Below are 21,710 nucleotides of genomic sequence, written 5' to 3'. Positions count from 1 at the left end.
TGTATTTTAGCTATAATTATATAATAATCGGAGATTTTTTGGTGATTTTTTTAAAAAAGGGGGTTGAAAAACATAACTGATTTGCTATAATAATATTTGTTCTTGCGGAAGTAGTTCAGTGGTAGAACATCACCTTGCCATGGTGGGGGTCGCGGGTTCGAATCCCGTCTTCCGCTCCAAGAGAAACAAAAAAAACTCACCGCTCTGGTGAGTTTTTTTGTTAACCGGGAAATAGCTCAGCTTGGTAGAGCGCTACGTTCGGGACGTAGAGGTCGCAGGTTCAAATCCTGTTTTCCCGATAAATGAGATTCCGCTATATCATGGCTTAAGCATTGGTATAGCGGAATTTTTTCTGAAGTTAGCTCAAATAGGAAATATATAAGCCTGGAAAAATTAATAAAAAACTTGAAGCATAGCAAATAAAGGAGATTTTGTATGATAATCAACAAAAAAGATTGGAATAACTACCTTAATAAAAAGGAGTTAGTGAAAATTTATGGGAAATCACAAGATAGTTATATATTTGCAGTAGGATATATGATTGCCGATCTAGGACAATACTATATCTTTGAAGTTGTAGACGATGTTGGCAGTTTAGATAGTTATGTTTTATATAAAAAGACAGAAATTGAAAAATTAGTATGTAATGATAGTCATACAAGGATGTTTGATTTCTATATTGACTACCTAAAAAAACAAGATGAATATGATAGATTAAACTTACAAAAAGTATATAATGGTATTCCACATAATGATATCATTACTTTATTAAATTATTGTTGTAATTACGGCTTTTATGTCACCATAGCTGAATCTGAAGATGAATATGAGGAAACTGTAAAAATAATTTCTGTTGACACGCAAAAGGTATTGATTGATCAAACAGAATATTGTAAAGACCATAATTTGATGGACGAGGTTAGATCCGCCCCAATCAAAATCGCTAATATCCTGACATTAGATATTATTAGTAAAGAGAATTTTTTGTATGAACAATATCTTAAGCAAAAATAGTTAGTTAAATTTATTCGCACAAATTTAATTATAAATAAGGTTAATTGATTACATACGATTTCTGAAATTGATTAGTAAGTGAATAGAAATTTATATTACTCGTACCTAAACTAATCTACTTATATAGTGAATCTTTTGCTACAATCAAGGTATTTTGTTTAACGAAAATAAAACATTTGTAAAAGCACTTATATTAAGAAAATTGAAATTCGCATCATTAGCTAGTCTTTGCTATAATGGTGGCAATGTTTTTACGCTAAAAGCACTTTACTTGAAACAAAATATTTTACAATTCAGCCAAAAAGTTTATAGTGGATACACATCGTTTTTAAAGGTGGTGCTATGATGAAAAAATCCTATACCAAAAGTGCAAATCAAGTTTTAGAAATTGCACGTGAACAGGCACAGAGCTTTCATCATCGTTTAATCGGTACGGAACACGTACTGCTTGCGATGGTAATCGAATCTGATGGTGAAGCTGGTAAAAACTTGCGTGCATGGGGCGCAACGCCAACGGCTATCCGTGAAGAAATTGAACGCTATACTGGCTATGGCTCGGCAGGTAAATCTACTTATATGGAAATGTCACCTCGGTTGAGTATGGCATTATCTTATGCAGGAATCTTAGCTGAACGTGAAGGTTCAGCTCAAATTAAAACCAGTCATATTTTGCTTGGTTTGATTCTCAATGAACAGATTCTTGCTTCTGTCATTTTACGAAATTTGAACATAGATCTTCCTGGTTTGCGCAATGATTTATTACACTCGCTAGGTGAAGATATCGATAATATTGATGATAATGATCAATCTGATAATAGTGGTTGGTCAAGTTTTAATGGTGCGGATTATAGTAATTCCACTAATTCGCAAAGTAAAACGCCAACTCTTGATCAAGTGTCAGTTAACTTAAATGAACGAGCAGAAAATGGCAAAATCGATCCAGTAATTGGGCGAGATAAAGAAGTCGCTCGTGTAATTGGAATTTTATCTAGACGTAACAAGAATAACCCTGTTCTAATCGGTGAACCAGGAGTCGGTAAGACGGCTGTTGCTGAAGCGATTGCGACAGCAATAGTTAATAAAAAAGTGCCGCATGACCTAATGGACAAAAAAGTCATCTCACTTGATTTGGGAGGTCTTGTTGCTGGTACTAAATATCGTGGTGAGTTTGAAGACCGACTGAAGAAAATCATCAAAGAAATTGTTGATGACGGAACAATTATTCTGTTTGTTGACGAAATGCATACCTTAATTGGTGCTGGTGGAGCCGAAGGATCAATTGATGCAGCTAATATTTTGAAGCCATCACTTGCACGTGGTGACATTCAAATGATAGGTGCAACAACTTTTGACGAGTACCAAAAGTATGTTGAAAAAGATCAAGCATTAGCACGTAGATTTCAAATAGTGCGTCTAAATGAACCTTCTAAGGAAGAGACACTAGCTATTTTAAGTGGTTTGAAACCAAAATATGAGAAGTTTCACCATGTCACAATTACTGACGCGGCCCTTGAGAATGCAATTGATTTATCAAGTCGCTATATTTCTAACCGTTATTTGCCGGATAAAGCAATTGACTTAATTGATGAAGCTAGTGCAGCTGTCAAAATCAACTCTGGTAAGGGCTCAAATAACCAGCTGGTTCAACTTAATGAACAAATTAAAAAAGTTATAGAGCAAAAAAATCAAGCTGCGATTAATCAGAATTTTGTCAAAGCGGCTCAGCTTCAAGATAGACAAAACAGCTTGCAATTACGCCAAGATAAGTTAAACGCTAAATTGGAAAGTGCGACTAGTAAAAAGTCTACAGTGCAACCAGAAGATATTGCTAAGGTAGTTTCAAACTGGACAGGCGTACCTGTTACTCAAATGAATCGTGATGAATCAAAGCATCTGGCTAATCTGGAGGCAGATTTGCATAAGCGCATTATCGGACAAGAGGATGCAGTTCGTGCAGTTAGTCGCGCAGTTCGTCGTAGTAGGAGTGGAATTAAGGATGAAAATCGTCCAATCGGTTCATTTCTATTCTTAGGCCCAACAGGTGTTGGTAAGACAGAACTAGCCAAAGCAATTGCAGCTTCAATCTTTGGTTCAGAGAATAACTTAATCAGAATTGATATGTCTGAATACATGGATCAAATTGCTAATAGTAAGCTGATTGGCTCAGCTCCAGGCTATGTTGGCTATGATGAAGGTGGACAATTATCCGAACAGGTTCGTCGCCACCCATATTCTGTAGTTTTGCTCGATGAAGTTGAAAAAGCCCATCCTGATGTTTTTAACCTGCTATTGCAAGTACTTGACGATGGCTTTTTAACCGATTCAAAAGGACGCAAAGTAGACTTTAAGAATACAATTATTATTATGACTTCCAACTTAGGCTCGCGTTCTTTATTTGATACCAAAGAAGTCGGCTTTAATGCTGACAATTCAAGCCAAGTTGAAATGCGAAAAGATCGTGTTCGTCAAGCGCTTAAACAGTTCTTCCGTCCAGAATTTTTAAACCGAGTTGATGAAACAATCATCTTTGATGAGCTTAACCATCAACAAATACGTCAAATTGTCACTCTACTTACTCATAAGTTGATTGTCCGTTTGCAAAAGCAAGGCGTGCAATTGAAAATTTCACGTGCTGCTTTGGATAAAATTGCTAAAGATGGCTATAATCCTGAGATGGGTGCAAGACCTTTACGTCGCGCAATTCAAAAGGATATTGAAGACGAAATTGCCTCAAAACTAATTACTGGTGAACTTGGTGATGGCGATCTTCTCAAAATTGGTTGTAACCATGACAAATTAAAATTTGAAATAGTTAAAGCAGGGCCAAAAAATCTAGTTGGCTCTAAGTAAAACAATTGACAAATCAGTTATCATTTGCTATATTAGTGCGTGATTAAAAAGGCTGATTTTCAGGATTTTGCTGATATATTGTCCAGCAGAATAATAAAGGACAAAAACGACAGAGGTTGTTTTTGTCTTTTTTATGCTTAAAAATCCCGCTTTTTGAAATTGTAACCAAAATGTAATATTAGCTTTCTCTGACAGAAAGGATGTTTTCTCCTTGTTAAATGGACACGTAGTGAACTTCGGTAAGCATCGAACAAGACGTAGTTTTTCACGTATTAAAGAAGTACTGAAGCTACCTAACTTGACAGATGTTCAAACCGAATCGTACCAAAACTTTTTGGATGAAGGTATTAAGGAAGTCTTCGACGACATTATGCCGATTAGTGACTTTTCAGGTAAGCTTTCGCTTGAGTACGTTGGCTATAAACTGCAAAAGCCAAAGTATACTGTTGATGAAGCGCGTGATCACGATGCAACTTACGCTGCACCAATGCACGTTACCTTAAAACTGACTAACCAAAAAACTGGTGAAATTAAGACCCAAGATGTTTTCTTCGGCGATTTACCTTTAATGACTGAATCTGGTTCATTCATTATCAATGGTGCCGAAAGAGTTATTGTTTCCCAATTAGTTAGATCACCAAGTGTCTACTATTCTGGCGACTATGATAAGAATGGTCGAGAGATTTTCGGCACAACTGTTATTCCTAACCGTGGTGCATGGCTAGAATATGAAACAGATGCTAAGAATGTTTCTTATGTACGTGTTGATCGTACTCGTAAACTGCCCTTGACTGTTTTAATTAGAGCTTTAGGAATTGGTTCAGATGGCGAAATTATCGATATCTTTGGTGAAAGTGATACTTTGCAATTCACTTTGGATAAAGATGTACACAAGAATCCAGCAGATTCACGTGTTGCTGAAGCCTTAAAGGATATCTATGAGCGTCTACGCCCAGGTGAACCAAAGACAACTGATTCTTCACGGTCCCTCTTATATGCTCGTTTCTTTGACCCACGTCGCTACGACTTAGCCCCTGTTGGTCGATACAAGGTTAATAAGAAGTTATCATTAAAGAACCGTCTCTACGGTCAAACTTTAGCAGAAACTTTAGCTGACCCAGATACTGGTGAAATTATTGTTAAGAAGGGTACTGTTGTTACTCATGAAGTAATGGACGGCTTAGAAGAGTATCTTGACCGTGATGACTTCAAGATGGTTACTTATGAACCTTCAAAAGATGGCGTCTTACCTGACCCAATTGTTGTTCAAGAAGTTAAGGTATATTCAAAGGCTAACCCTGAACGCGTTGTTAAGTTGATTTCTAATGGTCACATCGATAAGGACGTTAAATACTTAACTCCTGCAGATATTTTGGCATCAATTAACTATTTCTTCTTATTACAAGATGGTATTGGTGACACAGATGACATCGATCACTTAGGTAACCGTCGTATTCGTCGTGTTGGTGAATTGTTACAAAACCAATTTAGAATTGGTTTGGCAAGAATGGAACGTGTTGTTCGTGAAAGAATGTCAATTCAGGATCCTTCAACTGTTACACCACAACAATTAATCAACATTAGACCTATTGTTGCCAGCATCAAAGAGTTCTTTGGTTCATCACAACTTTCACAGTTCATGGATCAACATAACCCGCTTGGCGAATTAACGCACAAGCGTCGTATGTCTGCCCTAGGGCCTGGTGGTTTGACTCGTGACCGTGCTGGATACGAGGTTCGTGACGTTCACTATACTCAATATGGTCGTCTATGCCCGATTGAAACTCCTGAAGGTCCAAACATCGGGTTGATTAACTCTCTTGCATCATACGCAGTTATTAACAAATATGGTTTCATTGAAACACCATATCGTCGCGTTTCATGGAAGACTCATAAAGTTACTGATAAGATTGACTACTTAACAGCTGATGTAGAAGATAACTTTATTATTGCCGGTGCAAACACTAAATTAAATCCAGATGGTTCTTTCAAGGACGATTTAATTTTGGCACGTCATAAGGAAGACAACGTCGAAGTTAGTCCTGATAAGATTGACTACATGGACGTTATTCCTAAGCAAGTTGTTTCGGTTGCGTCTGCATGTATTCCTTTCCTTGAAAACGATGACTCTAACCGTGCATTGATGGGTGCTAACCAGCAACGTCAGGCTGCTCCATTGATTGATCCACATAGTTGTCTTGTTGGTACTGGTATGGAATACCGTGCTGCGCATGACTCTGGTGCTGCAATTGTTGCTAAGGCAGCAGGAACTGTTGAATACGTTGATGCTAATACAGTTAGAATTAGACGCGCTGATGGCACTTTAGATAAATATGTGCTTGAAAAATACCGTCGTTCTAACAACTCCAAGTCATATAACCAAACACCAAATGTTAGATTAGGTGATCAGGTTGAAGAAGGCGAAGTAATCGTTAATGGTCCAACAATGGATCATGGTGAACTTGCTTTGGGTCAAAACCCAGTAATTGCCTTCATGACATGGAACATGTACAACTATGAAGATGCCATCATGCTTTCTGAACGTTTAGTTAAGGATGATGTCTACACTTCAATCAGTATTGAAGACTACGAATCTGAAGCTCGTGACACTAAACTTGGTCCTGAAGAAATTACACGCGAATTACCTAATGTTGGTGAGGATGCACTTAAAGACCTCGATGGTCAAGGAATTGTTCGCATTGGTGCTGAGGTTCATGACGGTGACATTTTAGTTGGTAAGGTTACACCAAAGGGTGTGACTGAATTATCCGCTGAAGAACGTTTGCTTCACGCCATCTTTGGTGAAAAAGCACGTGAAGTACGTGATACATCATTACGTGTACCTCACGGTGGTGGTGGAATCGTTCGCGATGTTAAAGTTTATACTCGTGAAAACGGCGATGAACTTTCCCCAGGTGTAAATACCCTAGTACGTGTACATATCGCACAAAAGAGAAAGATTCAAGTCGGAGATAAGATGTCTGGTCGTCACGGTAACAAAGGTACTGTTGCTGCAGTTGTTCCTGAAGAAGATATGCCATACTTACCAGATGGTACTCCAGTTGATATTTGTTTGAACCCAATGGGTGTTCCTTCACGTATGAACATCGGACAGTTACTTGAGTTGCATTTGGGCTGGGCTGCTAATAGCCTCGGTATCCACGTTGCAACTCCAGCATTTGATGGTGCGAGCGAAAGTGATGTTTGGGATACTGTTCATAAAGCAGGTATCGATGAAGATGGTAAGACTGTTTTATATGATGGTCGTACCGGAGAACCTTTCCATAACCGTGTTTCAGTCGGAATTATGCATTATCTGAAATTAACCCACATGGTTGATGATAAGATTCACGCCCGTTCCATTGGGCCTTACTCATTAGTGACCCAACAACCTCTTGGTGGTAAAGCGCAATTTGGTGGACAGCGTTTCGGTGAAATGGAAGTTTGGGCACTGGAGGCTTATGGTGCTGCATACACATTGCAAGAAATTTTGACTTACAAATCTGATGACGTTGTTGGTCGTGTAAAGGCATATGAAGCAATTGTTAAGGGTGACAGAATTCCTAAACCTGGTGTTCCTGAATCATTCCGTGTCCTTGTCAAAGAATTACAATCTCTTGGATTAGATATTCGTGTTCTTGATATGGATCACAATGAAATCGAACTTCGTGACATGGATGATGATTCAAATGAACATTTGAATATTGATACCCTGTCGAAGATGGCCGAAGAGCAACAAAAGAAGAAGTTAGCCGAAGAAACCGCAAAATCTGAAGATGAAGAATCAACCGAGACTGAAGCTCCAGTTGATGAGTCTGACGATGATAACAAGATTTCTAAATAAGTAGGGGGTTAAACTTTTGATCGACGTAAATAAATTTGAAAGCATGCAAATTGGCCTTGCTTCTCCAAATAAAATTCGGAGCTGGTCGTATGGTGAAGTAAAAAAGCCTGAAACAATCAACTACCGTACTTTAAAACCGGAAAAAGATGGTCTGTTTGATGAAAGAATCTTTGGACCAACCAAGGATTGGGCATGTGCATGTGGCAAATATAAAGGTGTGAGATACCGTGGCATCGTTTGTGATCGCTGTGGTGTTGAAGTTACCTCTTCTAAAGTTAGAAGAGAACGGATGGGTCACATCGAATTAGCAGCCCCAGTAACCCACATTTGGTACTTTAAGGGAATCCCGTCTCGAATGGGTTTGATTCTTGATATGTCACCAAGATTATTGGAAGAAGTTATCTATTTTGCGGCATACATTGTCATTGATCCGGGTGACACTGAACTTGAATTCAAGCAGCTTTTAACTGAAGCAGAATACCGTGAGGAAAAAGCTAAGTACGGTAAACGTTTTAAAGCTAAAATGGGTGCCGAAGCAATTCGCGATTTGTTACGTAAAGTTGACCTGGAAAAAGAAGTTACTGATTTAAAGAAGGAATTAGAAACTGCTACTGGTCAAAAGCGTACACGAGCAATCAGAAGATTAGACATACTTGATGCATTCAAAGATTCTGGTAATAAGCCAGAATGGATGGTCATTGATGCAGTACCAGTTATTCCACCGGACTTGCGTCCAATGGTTCAATTAGAAGGTGGCCGTTTTGCTACTTCTGATTTGAATGACTTGTATCGACGTGTAATTAACCGTAACAACCGGTTAAAGAGATTGCTTGACTTAAACGCACCAAATATCATTGTTCAAAATGAAAAGCGGATGTTACAAGAAGCCGTAGATGCATTGATTGATAATGGTCGTCGTGGTCGTTCTGTTGTTGGCCCCGGTAACCGCCCACTTAAGTCACTTTCACACATGCTTAAGGGTAAGCAAGGTCGTTTCCGTCAAAACTTACTTGGTAAGCGTGTTGACTACTCTGGTCGTTCAGTTATCGATGTTTCACCAAAATTGAAATTCTATCAATGTGGTGTTCCTCGTCCAATGGCACTTGAGTTATTCAAGCCATTTGTAATGCATGAATTGGTTAAGCGTAAGATTGCTTCTAACATTAAGAGTGCAAAACGTAAGATTGATCGTGAAGACGATGATGTATGGGATGTATTAGAAGATGTTATTAAGGAAAGAACTGTTTTACTAAACCGTGCGCCAACTTTGCACCGTTTGAGTATTCAGGCTTTTGAACCAGTTTTGGTACCAGGTAAGTCAATTCGTTTGCATCCACTTGCATGTGAAGCATACAATGCCGACTTCGATGGTGACCAGATGGCTATTCACGTTCCTCTATCTGATGAAGCTGTCGCTGAATCACGTTTGTTAATGCTTGCAGCTCACCATATTTTGGCACCTAAGGATGGTAAGCCAATTGTTACACCATCTCAGGATGTAGTTTTAGGTAACTACTGGTTGACTCAAGCAGAAAAGGGCCGTGAAGGTGAAGGAATGATCTTCAATTCACCTGATGAAGCAACAGTTGCATATAATAATGGTGATATTCACTATCACACTATTATTGGTATGTCTGCCGATTCGATGCCTAAGAAGTCATGGCCTAAAGGTTTTGAACATGGCATTTTCATTACCACTTACGGCAGAATCATCTTCAATCAAATTTTCCCAGATGATTACTTTTACATTAATGAGCCAACTGAGGAAAACCTGAACCATCCAGTAAGCGCTAAGTACTTCTTAGAGCCTGGTGAAGATATCCATGAAAAGATTGATGATATTGCTAGTGATTTAATCTCAACACCATTTAAGAAATCTTTCTTATCAGATTCAATTGCAACTATTTACAAGTACTACAAGGTTCAAAGGACTTCTGAATACCTTGATGACTTAAAGACACTTGGCTACACTAGTTCAACCACTTCTGGTATTACAATCGGCATGACTGATGTACCGGAAATTGAGGACAAGGACGAAAAGGTTGCTAAGGCGCACAAGCAAGTTGATGTCGTTTCTAAGCAATTTAGACGAGGCCTAATTACTGAGCAAGAGCGTCACGATCGCGTTATCAGCATTTGGAATGATTGTAAGGATCAAGTTCAGGACGAAATTGCTCAAATTTATGATCCTCGTAATCCAATTACGATCATGGCGGACTCCGGTGCTCGTGGTAACATTTCCAACTTTACTCAGTTAGCTGGTATGCGTGGATTGATGGCCACTCCTAACGGTGGATTGTTCGAAATTCCAGTTACTTCAAACTTCAAGGAAGGTCTATCAGTTCTAGAACTATTCATGTCCACTCACGGCGCTCGTAAGGGAATGACTGATACAGCATTGAAGACTGCCCAGTCAGGGTACTTGACTCGTCGTCTAGTTGATGTTGCTCAAGATGTTATTATCCGTGAAGATGATTGTGGTACTGACCGTGGTATCAATGTTCATGCCATCATGGAAGGTGACGAATTAATTGAGCCACTATACGATCGTCTATTAGGACGCTTTACTGCTGAAACTGTTAAAGACCCTAAGACTGGCGAAGCTATTGTTAGACCAAATGTCATGCTTGATGAAGATTTATCACATAAGATTTGTGATGCTGGTGTGACAGACGTTAAGATTCGTTCTATCCTAACTTGTGATACTTCCCATGGTGTTTGCCGTAAGTGTTACGGTATGAACCTTGCTACTGGTGAGGAAGTTGAAGTGGGTGAAGCAGTTGGTACGGTTGCTGCCCAATCAATTGGTGAACCTGGTACTCAGCTTACTTTACGTACATTCCACAACGGTGGTGTTGCTGGTGCAGAAGATATTACTCAGGGTCTTCCTCGTGTTCAGGAATTGTTTGAAGCACGTAATCCAAAAGGACGTGCTATTATCTCTGAAGTAGATGGTTTAATTGATTCGATTCAAGAAAATCCAGCAGAGCATACACGTGAGATTACTGTTAAAGGTAAGATCGATACTAGAAGCTACAGTGTACCTTACACTGCATCGGTTGCAGTTAGTGAAGGTGATGAGGTTAGTCGTGGCTCCAAGTTAACTCTCGGATCAATCGATCCAAAGGAACTTATCCAAGTTACTGATACCTTAACAACTGAAGAATACATCTTGGTTGAAGTTCAAAAAGCATACCGGATGCAGGGTGTAGATATTTCTGATAAGCACGTCGAAGTTTTGACTAGACAAATGTTACAGAAAGTACGTGTACTTGATCCAGGTGAAACCAACTTACTCCCTGGTGAGATTATGGATATTGGTGAATTCAAGGAACGTAACACTTCAGTTATTATTTCTGGTGGTATTCCAGCCACTGCACAGAGTGTCATTCTTGGTATTACTAAGGCTGCTCTTGAAACTAACAGTTTCTTATCAGCTGCTTCATTCCAAGAAACTACTCGTGTATTAACTGATGCCTCAATCAGAGGAAAGAACGATCCATTACTCGGTTTGAAGGAAAATGTTATCATCGGTAAGATTATTCCTGCCGGAACTGGTCTTCCAATTTACCGTGATATGGAACCTGAAGCTGATGTTCCAAAACCTAAATCTGTTTATTCAATAGCTGATATTGAAAAGAAGATGCGGGAAGCTGACGAAGCTACAGAGTCATAAAATAAATATAAATAAAAACTGTTCTGTTAGAAGTTACTAACGGAACAGTTTTTTGTTTGCTCGAAATTATTACTTTAAAATCTTACCAAATAGAATATATGATATTGTCCATAAAATAATGCCAACAATCAGAAAGAAACCAAATATTTTTACTAAGTCTAGTATTGATTTAGTTGGGAACCAGCCACTGAATACTAAACAAGGATATATGGTAACCAACATGATTAGAAAATGAACGGCAGATTGTTTTATTAATGACCAACTTTTGACATCATAAATAACAGAGGTTGCTGCAACTGCAGTTATTATTAGTCCCGTGATAAATGTCGATTTGACGCTATAATCATCGATATGTCGTAATTTCATAATCCATGATAATATACTCATAATGATAAAAGGTATGGCGCCACGTATTGCTGCAGATAAAATATAGTGCATCGCTTTTCCTCAATAAATTCTAAATGTTTTTATATAAAAGATTTTATCATAGGCTGAAATGCAAAAGAAAATAGGTGATAAAACTGGCTCATATTTAACTAAATTAATATTATGGTTAAATAGCAATCTTTTGATTTTCATCTTTAATTGGAGGCCTGATCTAAAAGACTTTTTATTTGCACAAAAGTTGAGTGACTACACCAATATAAATAAATGGAAGGAAAGCTACAGAATCCTTGCTACTTAACTCACCAATTTTAAAGAAAATAATTAAAATGACTGAGGCTACTAAAAAAGCTAAATTTGCAAATTGAGGACTAAAATAAAGAGCCAAAATTAGATAAACAAGTAAATCCCCACAACCCAATCTGTTTTTGAAGATTTCATAGACAAAAAGAGCAAAAATAGGAAAAAAGTGAATGAGATCAACAGAACTGATTTTTTTAAAATTTACTAGTAAGTGTATGGTTGCAATAATGGAAGCCGGAACAATGAATGCAACATCAAATTCTTTCCGTTGATAGTCACTAATAGCTGCAAGTAGTAGGCTAAATAGTACAAGTGCAGTATTCATGCCACTAATACTACTGAAATCAATTTTACAAAAGGCAAAGCCACCCAAAAATTCTATTAAGAAATATTCACAGGGGATGTGCACTTTGCAATAGCGGCAGCGACCTTTGAGCATTAAATAAGAAACTAAGGGGATTTCATCAAGTAAGCTCAGTTGCTGTTTGCAATTAGTACATTTGGAACGAGTAAAAATAAAGTCCTCTTTGCCTGCTCTTTCAGCAATTACACATGCGTGGGAAGCCAAACAAGTCCCGATCAAAAAATTAGTCAATTGATAAAGTAAATTCATTTTTCCACCTCACATGTTTAAATACGCAGAAAACTAAATTTTGCTTTTTCAAAAAAGAAAATTGCATTTTGCTGAAAAGGTAGTACAATAGTCTTTGTGTATTTTGGAGATAACTCAGGTCTAAAAAAGAAACTCCTGGGTGTGTGAACAAGATAATCAAATTTTAGGAGGAAAAAGTTTATGCCAACCATAAACCAATTGGTAAGAAAAGGCCGTCACACTAAGACGACTAAATCAAAGTCACCAGCTTTAAGCTATGGCTACAACAGTATGAAGAAGGAATTAGTAAACAACCCTGCACCACAAATGCGTGGAGTTGCAACTCGTGTTGGTACTATGACACCAAAGAAGCCAAACTCAGCTTTACGTAAGTATGCTCGTGTTCGTCTTTCTAACTTAATCGAAGTTACTGCCTACATCCCAGGTGAAGGCCACAACTTGCAAGAACACTCGGTTGTTTTAATCCGTGGTGGACGTGTAAAGGACCTTCCTGGTGTACGTTACCATATTATCCGTGGTGCCCTCGATACTGCTGGTGTTGATGGCAGAAAACAAAGCCGTTCTAAATACGGTGCTAAGAAAGACTAAAGGAGGAGTTAAATAATGCCTAGAAAAGGACATATAGCTAAAAGAGATGTTTTGGCAGATCCAGTATACAACTCAAAGCTTGTTACTAAATTAATCAACCACTTAATGCTTGATGGTAAGAGAGCTAAGGCATCTTCAATCCTTTACGATGCTTTTGACATTATCAAAGATAAGACCGGTAAAGAACCACTTGAAGTATTTGAAGAAGCAATGAACAACATTATGCCAGTTTTGGAAGTTAAAGCTCGCCGTATCGGTGGTTCTAACTACCAAGTCCCAGTTGAAGTTCGTCCTGAAAGAAGAACAACTTTGGGCTTAAGATGGCTTGTTTCATACGCACGTTTACGTAATGAACACACAATGGATGAACGTCTAGCTAATGAAATCATTGATGCTTCAAACAACACTGGTTCAGCTGTTAAGAAACGTGAAGATGTACACCGTATGGCTGAAGCTAACCGTGCATTTGCACACTATCGTTTCTAATTTTATAAGGAGAGAATGAATTTATGGCTAATAAACGTGAGTTTCCATTAGAAAAAACACGTAATATTGGTATCATGGCCCACATTGATGCGGGTAAGACTACCACTACTGAGCGTATTCTTTATTACACTGGTAAGATTCATAAAATTGGTGAGACCCACGAAGGTGACTCACAAATGGACTGGATGGAAGAAGAAAAAGAACGTGGTATCACTATTACGTCTGCTGCTACTACAGCTCAATGGAATGACTACAGAATTAACATCATTGATACCCCAGGACACGTTGACTTCACTATCGAAGTTGAACGTTCCTTACGTGTTCTTGATGGTGCCGTAACTGTTCTTGATGGTCAAGCAGGTGTAGAACCACAAACCGAAAACGTTTGGCGTCAAGCTGAAACTTACGGTGTTCCTCGTATTGTTTTTGTTAACAAGATGGATAAAATTGGTGCAGATTTTGATAAGTCTGTTACTTCTTTACATGAACGTCTAAATGCTAACGCAATCGCTGTTCAAATGCCTATCGGTTCTGCTGATACTTTTGAAGGTGTCATCGACTTAATCAACATGGTTGCTGATGTTTATGATGAAGACAAACTTGGTTCTAAGTGGGACACTATTCCAGTTCCTGATGAATACAAGGAAGAAGCAGAAAGACGTCGTAACGAGTTAATTGAACAAGTTGCTGACGTTGACGATACAGTTATGGAAAAGTACCTTAACGGTGAAGAAATTTCCGTTGATGAAATAAAGGCTGCTCTTCGTAAAGCAACTTTGGAATTAAAGGCTTTCCCTGTATTTGCAGGTTCAGCATTTAAGAACAAGGGTGTTCAAATGATGCTTGATGGTGTTGTTGATTACTTACCATCACCATTAGACGTTAAGCCTTATATCGCTCATGATCCTAAGACTGATGAAGAAGTTCAATTGGTTGCTGGTGACGACAAGCCATTCTCAGCTTTAGCATTCAAGATTGCTACTGACCCATTTGTTGGTCGTTTAACTTACATTCGTGTTTACACTGGTTCACTTGAATCAGGTTCATACGTTTTAAATGCATCAAAGAACAGTCGTGAACGTGTTGGTCGTTTATTGCAAATGCACGCTAACTCAAGAAGTGAAATTTCTGAAGTTTTCTCAGGTGATATCGCTGGTGCTATCGGTTTGAAGAACACCACTACTGGTGACTCTTTAACTGACCCTGATCATCCATTGATTTTGGAAAGTTTGGAAGTTCCAGATCCAGTTATTCAAGTTTCAATTGAACCTGAATCAAAGGCTGACCGTGATAAACTTGATGTTGCTTTACAAAAGTTAACTGAAGAAGACCCAACTTTCAGAGCTGAAACTAACGCTGAAACTGGTCAAACATTGATTTCAGGAATGGGTGAATTGCACCTACAAATCATGGTTGAACGTATGAAGCGTGAATTCCACGTTGAAGCTAAGATTGGTGAACCACAAGTTGCCTACCGTGAAACCTTCACTAAAGAAGCTAAAGCACAAGGTAAGTTTGTTCGTCAATCAGGTGGTAAGGGTCAATACGGTGACGTTTGGATTGAATTTACGCCAAACGAAAGAGGTAAAGGCTACGAATTTGAAGATGCCATCGTCGGTGGTGTTGTTCCTCGTGAATTTATCCCATCAGTTGATGCTGGTTTGCAAGAATCAATGAAGAACGGTATCCTTGCAGGTTACCCATTGATCGATGTTAAGGCTAAGCTTTACGATGGTAGTTACCACGAAGTCGATTCATCAGAAGCTGCCTTCAAGGTTGCTGCATCTCTTGCTTTAAGAAATGCTGCTTCTAAGGCTGGTGCTGTAATCCTTGAACCAATTATGAAGGTACAAGTTATTACTCCTGAAGAATACTTGGGTGATGTAATGGGTTCAGTTACTGCTCGTCGTGGTACAATGGACAACATGGTAGACCGTGCTGGTGCCAAGGTATTGAATGCAATGGTTCCACTTGCTGAAATGTTTGGTTACGCAACTACTTTACGTTCATCAACTCAAGGTCGTGGTACATTTACTATGGTGTTTGACCACTATGCTGCAACTCCTAAGTCAATTCAAGAAGAAATTATTAAGAGTCGTGGCGGTAACAACAATAACGCTGAATAATTTTAACTAAACAATTTGGTTAATCGAGCTATTGGTAAATCCAATAGCTCTTTTTTTGTTTAAAAATAAGCAATTTTCTTGCTATATCGAGCTATAGATAGTAACTTAGGCGCTGTTGAAAATTTTTAATTTTAATTTTTGAAAAAAAGTATATTAATTAATTGGTCAAAATTGAGAAAAATATCCTAAAACCCTTGATATCTAGCTATAAAATCAGTATACTAGTCTTTGTGCGCTTAGGGCATACTATGCTCTAATGCACATATTTGTTGTAAAGCGTTGATGCAAAAGGTTGCGGCACACCAGGCTGCATTGCCACAGAGGCGGTGCCGGGAATTTTTGTGGAGGCTAGTCATCTTTTAAAAAGAAGACGTTGAGGAGGTAATTCAATGGCAAGTCAATCAATTCGTATTAGACTTAAGTCTTACGAACATGGTATTCTCGATGAATCGGCTGCTAAAATTGTAGAAACAGCTAAGAGAACTGGTGCTGAGATCTCAGGTCCAGTTCCACTACCAACAGAAAGGGTTTTGTTTACTGTTCTTCGTTCACCACACAAGAACAAGGACTCACGTGAACAATTTGAAATGCGTACGCACAAGCGTTTAATCGATATTTTAAGTCCTACACCTAAAACTGTTGATTCTTTAATGAAGCTTGATTTACCAAGCGGCGTTGACATCGAAATCAAATTATAATTTTTAAAAAGAAAGAGGTGTAATCATGACCAAAGGAATCTTAGGAAGAAAAGTCGGTATGACTCAAGTCTTCACCAAAGATGGCATCCTTGTTCCTGTAACTGTTGTCGAAGCAACTCCTAACGTTGTTATGCAAGTTAAGACTGTTGAATCAGACGGTTACGAAGCAGTTCAATTGGGATACCAAGACAAGCGTGAAGTTTTGAGCAACAAACCAGAAAAAGGTCATGCTGAAAAAGCAAAGACTTCGCCTAAGCGCTTCATACGTGAAATCCGCGGAGTTGAGCTTAAGGACTACGAAGTCGGCTCAGAAATTACTGTGGACACATTTAAGGAAGGTGACGTCGTAGACGTTACTGGTACTACAAGAGGTCATGGATACCAAGGTAACATTAAGCGTTGGGGCCAATCACGTGGACCTGAAACTCACGGTTCAAGATACCACAGAGTTCCTGGTTCAATGGGTTCCATCATTAACCGTGTACCAAAGGGCAAGCGTTTGCCAGGTCACATGGGTATGAAGAAAGTTACCATTGAAAACTTAGTAATTGAAAAAGTTGTAGCAGACAAGAATGTTTTACTTATTAAAGGTAACGTTCCAGGTGCTAAGAACTCATTAATTACTGTTAGATCTGCTGTTAAGAATAGTAAATAGGAAGGAGGACTAGAATGGCTAATTTAAAAGTTATCGATCAAAAAGGTAAAGATGCCGGTGAAGTTACTTTAAAAGATGAAGTATTTGGTATCGAACCAAACGAAAGCGTAGTTTTCGACGCAATCATCAGACAAAGAGCTGGCAAGCGTCAAGGTACTTCAAAAGTTAAGAACAGATCTGCTGTTCGCGGTGGTGGTAAAAAGCCATGGAAGCAAAAAGGTACTGGTCGTGCTCGTCAAGGTTCTATCCGTTCACCACAATGGCGTGGCGGTGGTGTAGTCTTTGGACCAACTCCACGTTCTTACGCATATTCAATGCCAAGAAAGCAACGTCGTTTGGCTATCAAGTCAGTTCTTTCCCAAAAGTTGATTGATAAGAATTTGATCGTTTTAGACCAGTTGACAATGTCTGCTCCTAAGACTAAAGAATTCAAGTCAATGTTAGACAGCTTAAATATTGAAGGCAAAGTACTTGTTGTTTCAGAAGACAAGAATGTGCAACTTTCAGCTAGAAACTTACCAAAGGTTAAGGTTGTTCCTATCAACGGTTTAAACGTTGAAGATGTTGTCAACTATGACAAATTGATCTTGACTAAGGATGCTATTGAGAAGATTGAAGAGAATGTTGAGGGGGCTTCGAGAAAATGAGTGCACACGATATCATTTTAAGACCTATCATTACTGAAAAGTCAACGAACTTAATGGATGATAAGAAGTACACTTTCAACGTGCTTTTAACTGCAACCAAGACGCAAGTTCGTAATGCTGTCGAAGAAATCTTTGATGTCAAAGTTAAGAAAGTTAATATCATGAATGTTCGTGGTAAAGACAAGCGAGTTGGTCGTTACACTGGTAAGACTGCTCGTACGCGTAAAGCAATTGTCACATTAACTGATGATTCAAACGACATTAAGATTTTCAAAGACGAAAATCAAGAAGAAAATAAGTAATAGGAGGTCAGTCAATTGGCTATTAAAATTTATAAGCCAACCACAAATGGTCGCCGTAATATGACTTCTTCCGACTTTGCTGAGATTACTAAGACTACGCCAGAACGTACCTTACTTGAATCTCAATCACATACTGCAGGTCGTAACTCATATGGTCGTATTACAAGTAGACACCGTGGTGGTGGTCATAAACAAAAGTACCGTATCATCGATTTTAAGCGTAACAAGGACAATGCAAAGGCTGTTGTTAAGTCTATTGAATATGATCCAAACAGAAGTGCTAACATTGCGCTTTTACACTACACTGATGGTATCAAAGCTTACATTTTAGCTCCTAAAGGCTTAAAAGTTGGCGCTGTTGTTGAATCTGGTCCAAATTCAGATATTAAACCAGGTAACGCTTTACCATTAGCAAACATTCCAACTGGTACTTCAATTCACAACATTGAATTAAGACCTGGCAAAGGTGGACAATTCGTAAGAAGTGCCGGCACCAGTGCTCAAGTTTTAGGTAATGATGGTAAGTACACTTTAGTTAGATTACAAAGTGGCGAAGTTCGTAAGATTTTGTCAGCTTGTCGTGCAACTATCGGTGTTGTTGGTAATGAACAACACTCATTGATTCAATTAGGTAAGGCTGGCCGTAGTCGCTGGTTAGGCAGACGTCCACAATCTCGTGGTTCTGTAATGAACCCTAACGATCACCCACATGGTGGTGGTGAAGGTAAGGCTCCAGTTGGTCGTCCACAACCTATGACTCCTTGGGGTAAGAAAGCTCGTGGTATTAAGACTAGAGATAGTAAGAAAGCTAGCGAGAAGTTAATTATTCGTCACCGTAAGGGTAGCAAGTAACAGAAGGAGGGTTAATTAATGAGCCGTAGTATTAAAAAAGGGCCTTTTGCTGATGCATCATTGCTGAAGAAAGTCGATGCACAAGCAGACACAGAGAAAAAACAGGTTATTAAAACCTGGTCGCGTCGTTCAACTATTTTCCCTTCCTTCGTTGGTTTGACTATAGCTGTTTACGATGGTAGAAAACATGTTCCAGTTTATATTACTGAAGACATGGTTGGTCACAAGTTAGGTGAATTTGTTCCAACGAGAACTTTCCACGGACACAAGACATCTGACGACAAGGCCACTGGAAAATAGAGGAAGGAGAAACACTTAAATGGCAGAACAAATTAGTTCAGCTAGGGCTGAAGCAAGAACTGTTCGTATTGCTCCAAGAAAAGCACGTTTGGTCGTTGATTTGATTCGCGGCAAAGATGTTGCTGAAGCATTAGCAATCTTGGAATTTACGCCTAGAGCTGCTTCCCCAATCGTTGAAAAAGTTTTACGTTCAGCAATCGCTAACGCAGAACATAACTACGATCTTGAAAGTGCTAACCTTTACGTATCTGAAGCATACGTAAATGAAGGTGCTACTTTAAAGAGATTTAGACCACGTGCCAAGGGTATGGCTTCTCCAATTAACAAGAGAACTAGTCATGTAGTTGTTGTAGTTTCAGAAAAGAACGATTAAGGGAGGTATATTAATGGGTCAGAAAATTAACCCAAATGGTTTTCGTCTCGGCGTAATTCGTGACTGGGAATCTAAATGGTATGCTGACAGAGGATATAAAGAAACCTTAAATGAAGACTTGAAGATCAGAAACTTCATCTCAAAGAAATTAAAGGATGCCTCTGTTTCTACTATTGAAATTGAACGTGCAGCAAACAGAATCAACGTATCAATTAATACCTCAAAGCCTGGTATGGTAATTGGTAAAGGTGGTTCTGAAGTTGAAGCTTTAAGAAAACAATTAAATGCATTAACTAAGAAGCAAGTTCACGTTAATATTGTTGAAATTAAGAAGCCAGATCTTGATGCTAAGTTAGTTGCTGACAGTATTGCAGCTCAACTTGAAGCTCGTGTTGCTTTCAGACGTGCTATGCGCCAAGCAACTCAAAGATCTATGCGTGCTGGTGCCAAAGGAATCAGAGTTCAAACTTCTGGTCGTTTAAACGGTGCTGACATGGCAAGAAGAGAATGGCACACTGAAGGTCGTGTTCCATTACAAACTTTAAGAGCTGACATTGATTACGCTTGGGTAAATGCCTTCACTACATACGGTGAAATTGGTGTTCAAGTATGGATCAACCGCGGAGAAGTTTTACCTTCAAAGAGTAAAAATCCTGCAAAAGCTGTGAAGGGAGGAAACAAATAATGCCTCTAGTACCTAAAAGAGTAAAGCACCGTCGTGAATTCCGTGGAAAGATGCGTGGTGCTGCTAAGGGTGGTAAGACCATCGCTTTCGGCGAATACGGTTTACAAGCTCTTGAATCTCACTGGATTACTAATCAACAAATCGAAGCTGCCCGTGTTGCGATGACTCGTTACATGAAGCGTGGTGGTAAAGTTTGGATTAGAATTTTCCCTCAAAAGTCATACACTGCCAAAGGTGTTGGTGTCCGGATGGGTTCCGGTAAAGGTGCACCAGCTGGTTGGGTAGCTGTAGTTAAGAGAGAAAAGATTATGTTTGAAATTGGCGGAGTTAGTGAAGAAGTTGCTCGTGAAGCTTTAAGACTTGCTTCAACAAAATTGCCAATTAAATGTAAGTTTGTGAAAAGAAGTTCGGAAGTAGGTGGCAATTCTAATGAAGGCTAAGGATATCAGAGCACTAACCACTGATCAGATGTTGGACAAGGAAAAGCAATATAAAGAAGAACTCTTCAACTTGCGTTTCCAACAAGCAACGGGTCAATTAGAAAATACCGCTCGTCTACGCAAAGTCCGTAAAAACATCGCTAGAATTAAAACAATTCTAAGTGAAGATGCATTGAAGAAAGATTAGTGGAAGGGAGTTATTAACTTGAGCGAAACAATCGAAAGAAATCGTCGTCACGTATATCAAGGTCGAGTAGTTTCAGATAAGAATGACAAGACTATTACAGTTGTTGTTGATACTTACAAGAATCACCCTGTTTACAAGAAGCGTATCAAGTACTCCAAGAAGTACTACGCACAAGACGAAAAAAATGAAGCTAAAGTTGGCGATACTGTTCGTATCATGGAAACCCGTCCATTATCTCGTACAAAGCGCTTCCGTTTAGTAAAAATTGTCAAGAAATCTGTATAGTTTTGCGGATTTAGTGAGGGGAGGATTAAATAGTGATTCAAAATGAATCCCGTTTGAAGGTTGCTGATAACTCTGGTGCCAGAGAACTATTAGTTATTAGAGTCTTAGGTGGATCAAGACGTAAGACCGGTAACATTGGTGATATCGTAGTAGCAACTGTTAAACAAGCAACACCAGGTGGCGTTGTCAAAAAAGGTGACGTTGTCAAAGCTGTCATTGTTAGAACAAAATCAGGCGCACGCCGTGAAGATGGTTCATACATCAAATTTGATGAAAATGCCGGCGTTGTAATTAATGCAGATAAGAGCCCACGCGGTACTCGTATCTTTGGGCCTGTTGCACGTGAGTTGCGTGAGCACGACTTTATGAAAATCGTCTCTCTTGCTCCTGAAGTCTTATAAT

21 protein-coding genes and 2 tRNA genes are annotated in these 21,710 nt (G+C 38.9%); 21 read left to right on the top strand and 2 right to left on the bottom strand.

The features are described from left to right. Positions 1 to 104: 104 nt before the first annotated feature. The 6 genes from H3R21_RS03855 (at position 105) to rpoC (ending at position 11,384) form a co-directional block, all read left to right on the top strand. Positions 105 to 179, top strand: a tRNA-Gly gene (locus H3R21_RS03855). Positions 180 to 225: 46 nt separating this feature from the next. Further along, a tRNA-Pro gene (locus H3R21_RS03850) sits at positions 226 to 299 on the top strand. A gap of 136 nt (positions 300 to 435) precedes the next feature. Continuing rightward, complete coding sequence (locus H3R21_RS03845) at positions 436 to 1,014, top strand: hypothetical protein (protein ID WP_198183125.1); 579 nt, start codon at positions 436 to 438, stop codon at positions 1,012 to 1,014. Between the two features lie 345 nt (positions 1,015 to 1,359). Further along, the gene (locus tag H3R21_RS03840) at positions 1,360 to 3,864 is read left to right on the top strand and encodes an ATP-dependent Clp protease ATP-binding subunit (protein ID WP_198183395.1); all 2,505 of its coding nucleotides are present in this window, start codon (positions 1,360 to 1,362) and stop codon (positions 3,862 to 3,864) included. Positions 3,865 to 4,075: 211 nt separating this feature from the next. After that, the gene (gene rpoB / locus H3R21_RS03835; protein ID WP_198183123.1) at positions 4,076 to 7,708 is read left to right on the top strand and encodes a DNA-directed RNA polymerase subunit beta; all 3,633 of its coding nucleotides are present in this window, start codon (positions 4,076 to 4,078) and stop codon (positions 7,706 to 7,708) included. A 16-nt stretch (positions 7,709 to 7,724) separates the two neighbouring features. Continuing rightward, on the top strand, positions 7,725 to 11,384 hold the full coding sequence (gene rpoC / locus H3R21_RS03830; protein ID WP_198183121.1) for a DNA-directed RNA polymerase subunit beta': 3,660 nt from the start codon (positions 7,725 to 7,727) through the stop codon (positions 11,382 to 11,384). A gap of 69 nt (positions 11,385 to 11,453) precedes the next feature. Here the strand turns inward: rpoC and H3R21_RS03825 are convergent, their stop codons facing one another. Next, positions 11,454 to 11,822, bottom strand: a complete 369-nt coding sequence (locus H3R21_RS03825) for a DUF3021 family protein (RefSeq protein WP_198183119.1) — start codon at positions 11,820 to 11,822, stop codon at positions 11,454 to 11,456. Positions 11,823 to 11,994: 172 nt separating this feature from the next. Further along, the gene (locus tag H3R21_RS03820) at positions 11,995 to 12,684 is read right to left on the bottom strand and encodes an A24 family peptidase (RefSeq protein ID WP_198183117.1); all 690 of its coding nucleotides are present in this window, start codon (positions 12,682 to 12,684) and stop codon (positions 11,995 to 11,997) included. 180 nt (positions 12,685 to 12,864) lie between these two features. Here H3R21_RS03820 and rpsL point away from each other — a divergent pair, with 180 nt between their 5' ends. The 15 genes from rpsL to rplN all read left to right on the top strand — a co-directional run bounded on the left by rpsL (position 12,865) and on the right by rplN (position 21,709). Continuing rightward, positions 12,865 to 13,272 carry a 30S ribosomal protein S12 gene (gene rpsL, locus H3R21_RS03815; protein ID WP_046307589.1) on the top strand — a complete coding sequence of 136 codons (408 nt, stop codon included), beginning with the start codon at positions 12,865 to 12,867 and terminating at the stop codon, positions 13,270 to 13,272. Between the two features lie 15 nt (positions 13,273 to 13,287). After that, entirely contained in the window at positions 13,288 to 13,758 is a 471-nt protein-coding gene (rpsG, locus tag H3R21_RS03810) for a 30S ribosomal protein S7 (RefSeq protein ID WP_046307588.1), read from the top strand. A gap of 23 nt (positions 13,759 to 13,781) precedes the next feature. Continuing rightward, the gene (gene fusA, locus H3R21_RS03805; protein WP_198183115.1) at positions 13,782 to 15,884 is read left to right on the top strand and encodes an elongation factor G; all 2,103 of its coding nucleotides are present in this window, start codon (positions 13,782 to 13,784) and stop codon (positions 15,882 to 15,884) included. A 389-nt stretch (positions 15,885 to 16,273) separates the two neighbouring features. Continuing rightward, complete coding sequence (gene rpsJ / locus H3R21_RS03800) at positions 16,274 to 16,582, top strand: 30S ribosomal protein S10 (RefSeq protein WP_046307586.1); 309 nt, start codon at positions 16,274 to 16,276, stop codon at positions 16,580 to 16,582. Positions 16,583 to 16,607: 25 nt separating this feature from the next. Beyond that, a complete protein-coding gene (gene rplC, locus H3R21_RS03795) occupies positions 16,608 to 17,237 on the top strand; it encodes a 50S ribosomal protein L3 (protein ID WP_046307583.1) in 630 nt (209 codons plus the stop codon). A gap of 14 nt (positions 17,238 to 17,251) precedes the next feature. Then, positions 17,252 to 17,884, top strand: a complete 633-nt coding sequence (gene rplD, locus H3R21_RS03790) for a 50S ribosomal protein L4 (protein WP_046307581.1) — start codon at positions 17,252 to 17,254, stop codon at positions 17,882 to 17,884. Further along, positions 17,881 to 18,186, top strand: coding sequence for a 50S ribosomal protein L23 (gene rplW / locus H3R21_RS03785; RefSeq protein ID WP_046307577.1), 306 nt, complete (start codon positions 17,881 to 17,883; stop codon positions 18,184 to 18,186). The genes rplD and rplW overlap by 4 nt, the downstream gene beginning before the upstream one ends. Positions 18,187 to 18,201: 15 nt before the next feature. Then, entirely contained in the window at positions 18,202 to 19,038 is an 837-nt protein-coding gene (gene rplB, locus H3R21_RS03780) for a 50S ribosomal protein L2 (RefSeq protein ID WP_046307576.1), read from the top strand. Positions 19,039 to 19,056: 18 nt separating this feature from the next. Then, complete coding sequence (gene rpsS / locus H3R21_RS03775; RefSeq protein WP_046307575.1) at positions 19,057 to 19,338, top strand: 30S ribosomal protein S19; 282 nt, start codon at positions 19,057 to 19,059, stop codon at positions 19,336 to 19,338. A gap of 19 nt (positions 19,339 to 19,357) precedes the next feature. After that, on the top strand, positions 19,358 to 19,711 hold the full coding sequence (rplV, locus tag H3R21_RS03770; protein ID WP_046307574.1) for a 50S ribosomal protein L22: 354 nt from the start codon (positions 19,358 to 19,360) through the stop codon (positions 19,709 to 19,711). A gap of 13 nt (positions 19,712 to 19,724) precedes the next feature. Then, positions 19,725 to 20,396, top strand: a complete 672-nt coding sequence (rpsC, locus tag H3R21_RS03765) for a 30S ribosomal protein S3 (protein WP_046307570.1) — start codon at positions 19,725 to 19,727, stop codon at positions 20,394 to 20,396. Next, positions 20,396 to 20,836: a 50S ribosomal protein L16 gene (rplP, locus tag H3R21_RS03760; RefSeq protein ID WP_046307568.1), complete on the top strand. Its 441-nt coding sequence runs from the start codon at positions 20,396 to 20,398 to the stop codon at positions 20,834 to 20,836. The genes rpsC and rplP overlap by 1 nt, the downstream gene beginning before the upstream one ends. Continuing rightward, positions 20,826 to 21,023: a 50S ribosomal protein L29 gene (rpmC, locus tag H3R21_RS03755; RefSeq protein ID WP_046307567.1), complete on the top strand. Its 198-nt coding sequence runs from the start codon at positions 20,826 to 20,828 to the stop codon at positions 21,021 to 21,023. Before rplP ends, rpmC begins: the two co-directional genes overlap by 11 nt. Before the next feature lie 18 nt (positions 21,024 to 21,041). Further along, complete coding sequence (rpsQ, locus tag H3R21_RS03750; RefSeq protein ID WP_046307565.1) at positions 21,042 to 21,308, top strand: 30S ribosomal protein S17; 267 nt, start codon at positions 21,042 to 21,044, stop codon at positions 21,306 to 21,308. A 32-nt stretch (positions 21,309 to 21,340) separates the two neighbouring features. After that, positions 21,341 to 21,709: a 50S ribosomal protein L14 gene (gene rplN / locus H3R21_RS03745; RefSeq protein ID WP_034980437.1), complete on the top strand. Its 369-nt coding sequence runs from the start codon at positions 21,341 to 21,343 to the stop codon at positions 21,707 to 21,709. The last annotated feature ends 1 nt before the right edge of the window (position 21,710 follow it).

The organism is Lactobacillus sp. W8172, assembly GCF_016102055.1.
Classification (GTDB): domain Bacteria; phylum Bacillota; class Bacilli; order Lactobacillales; family Lactobacillaceae; genus Lactobacillus; species Lactobacillus apis_A.
This window is presented reverse-complemented; position numbering and strand designations above follow the sequence as displayed.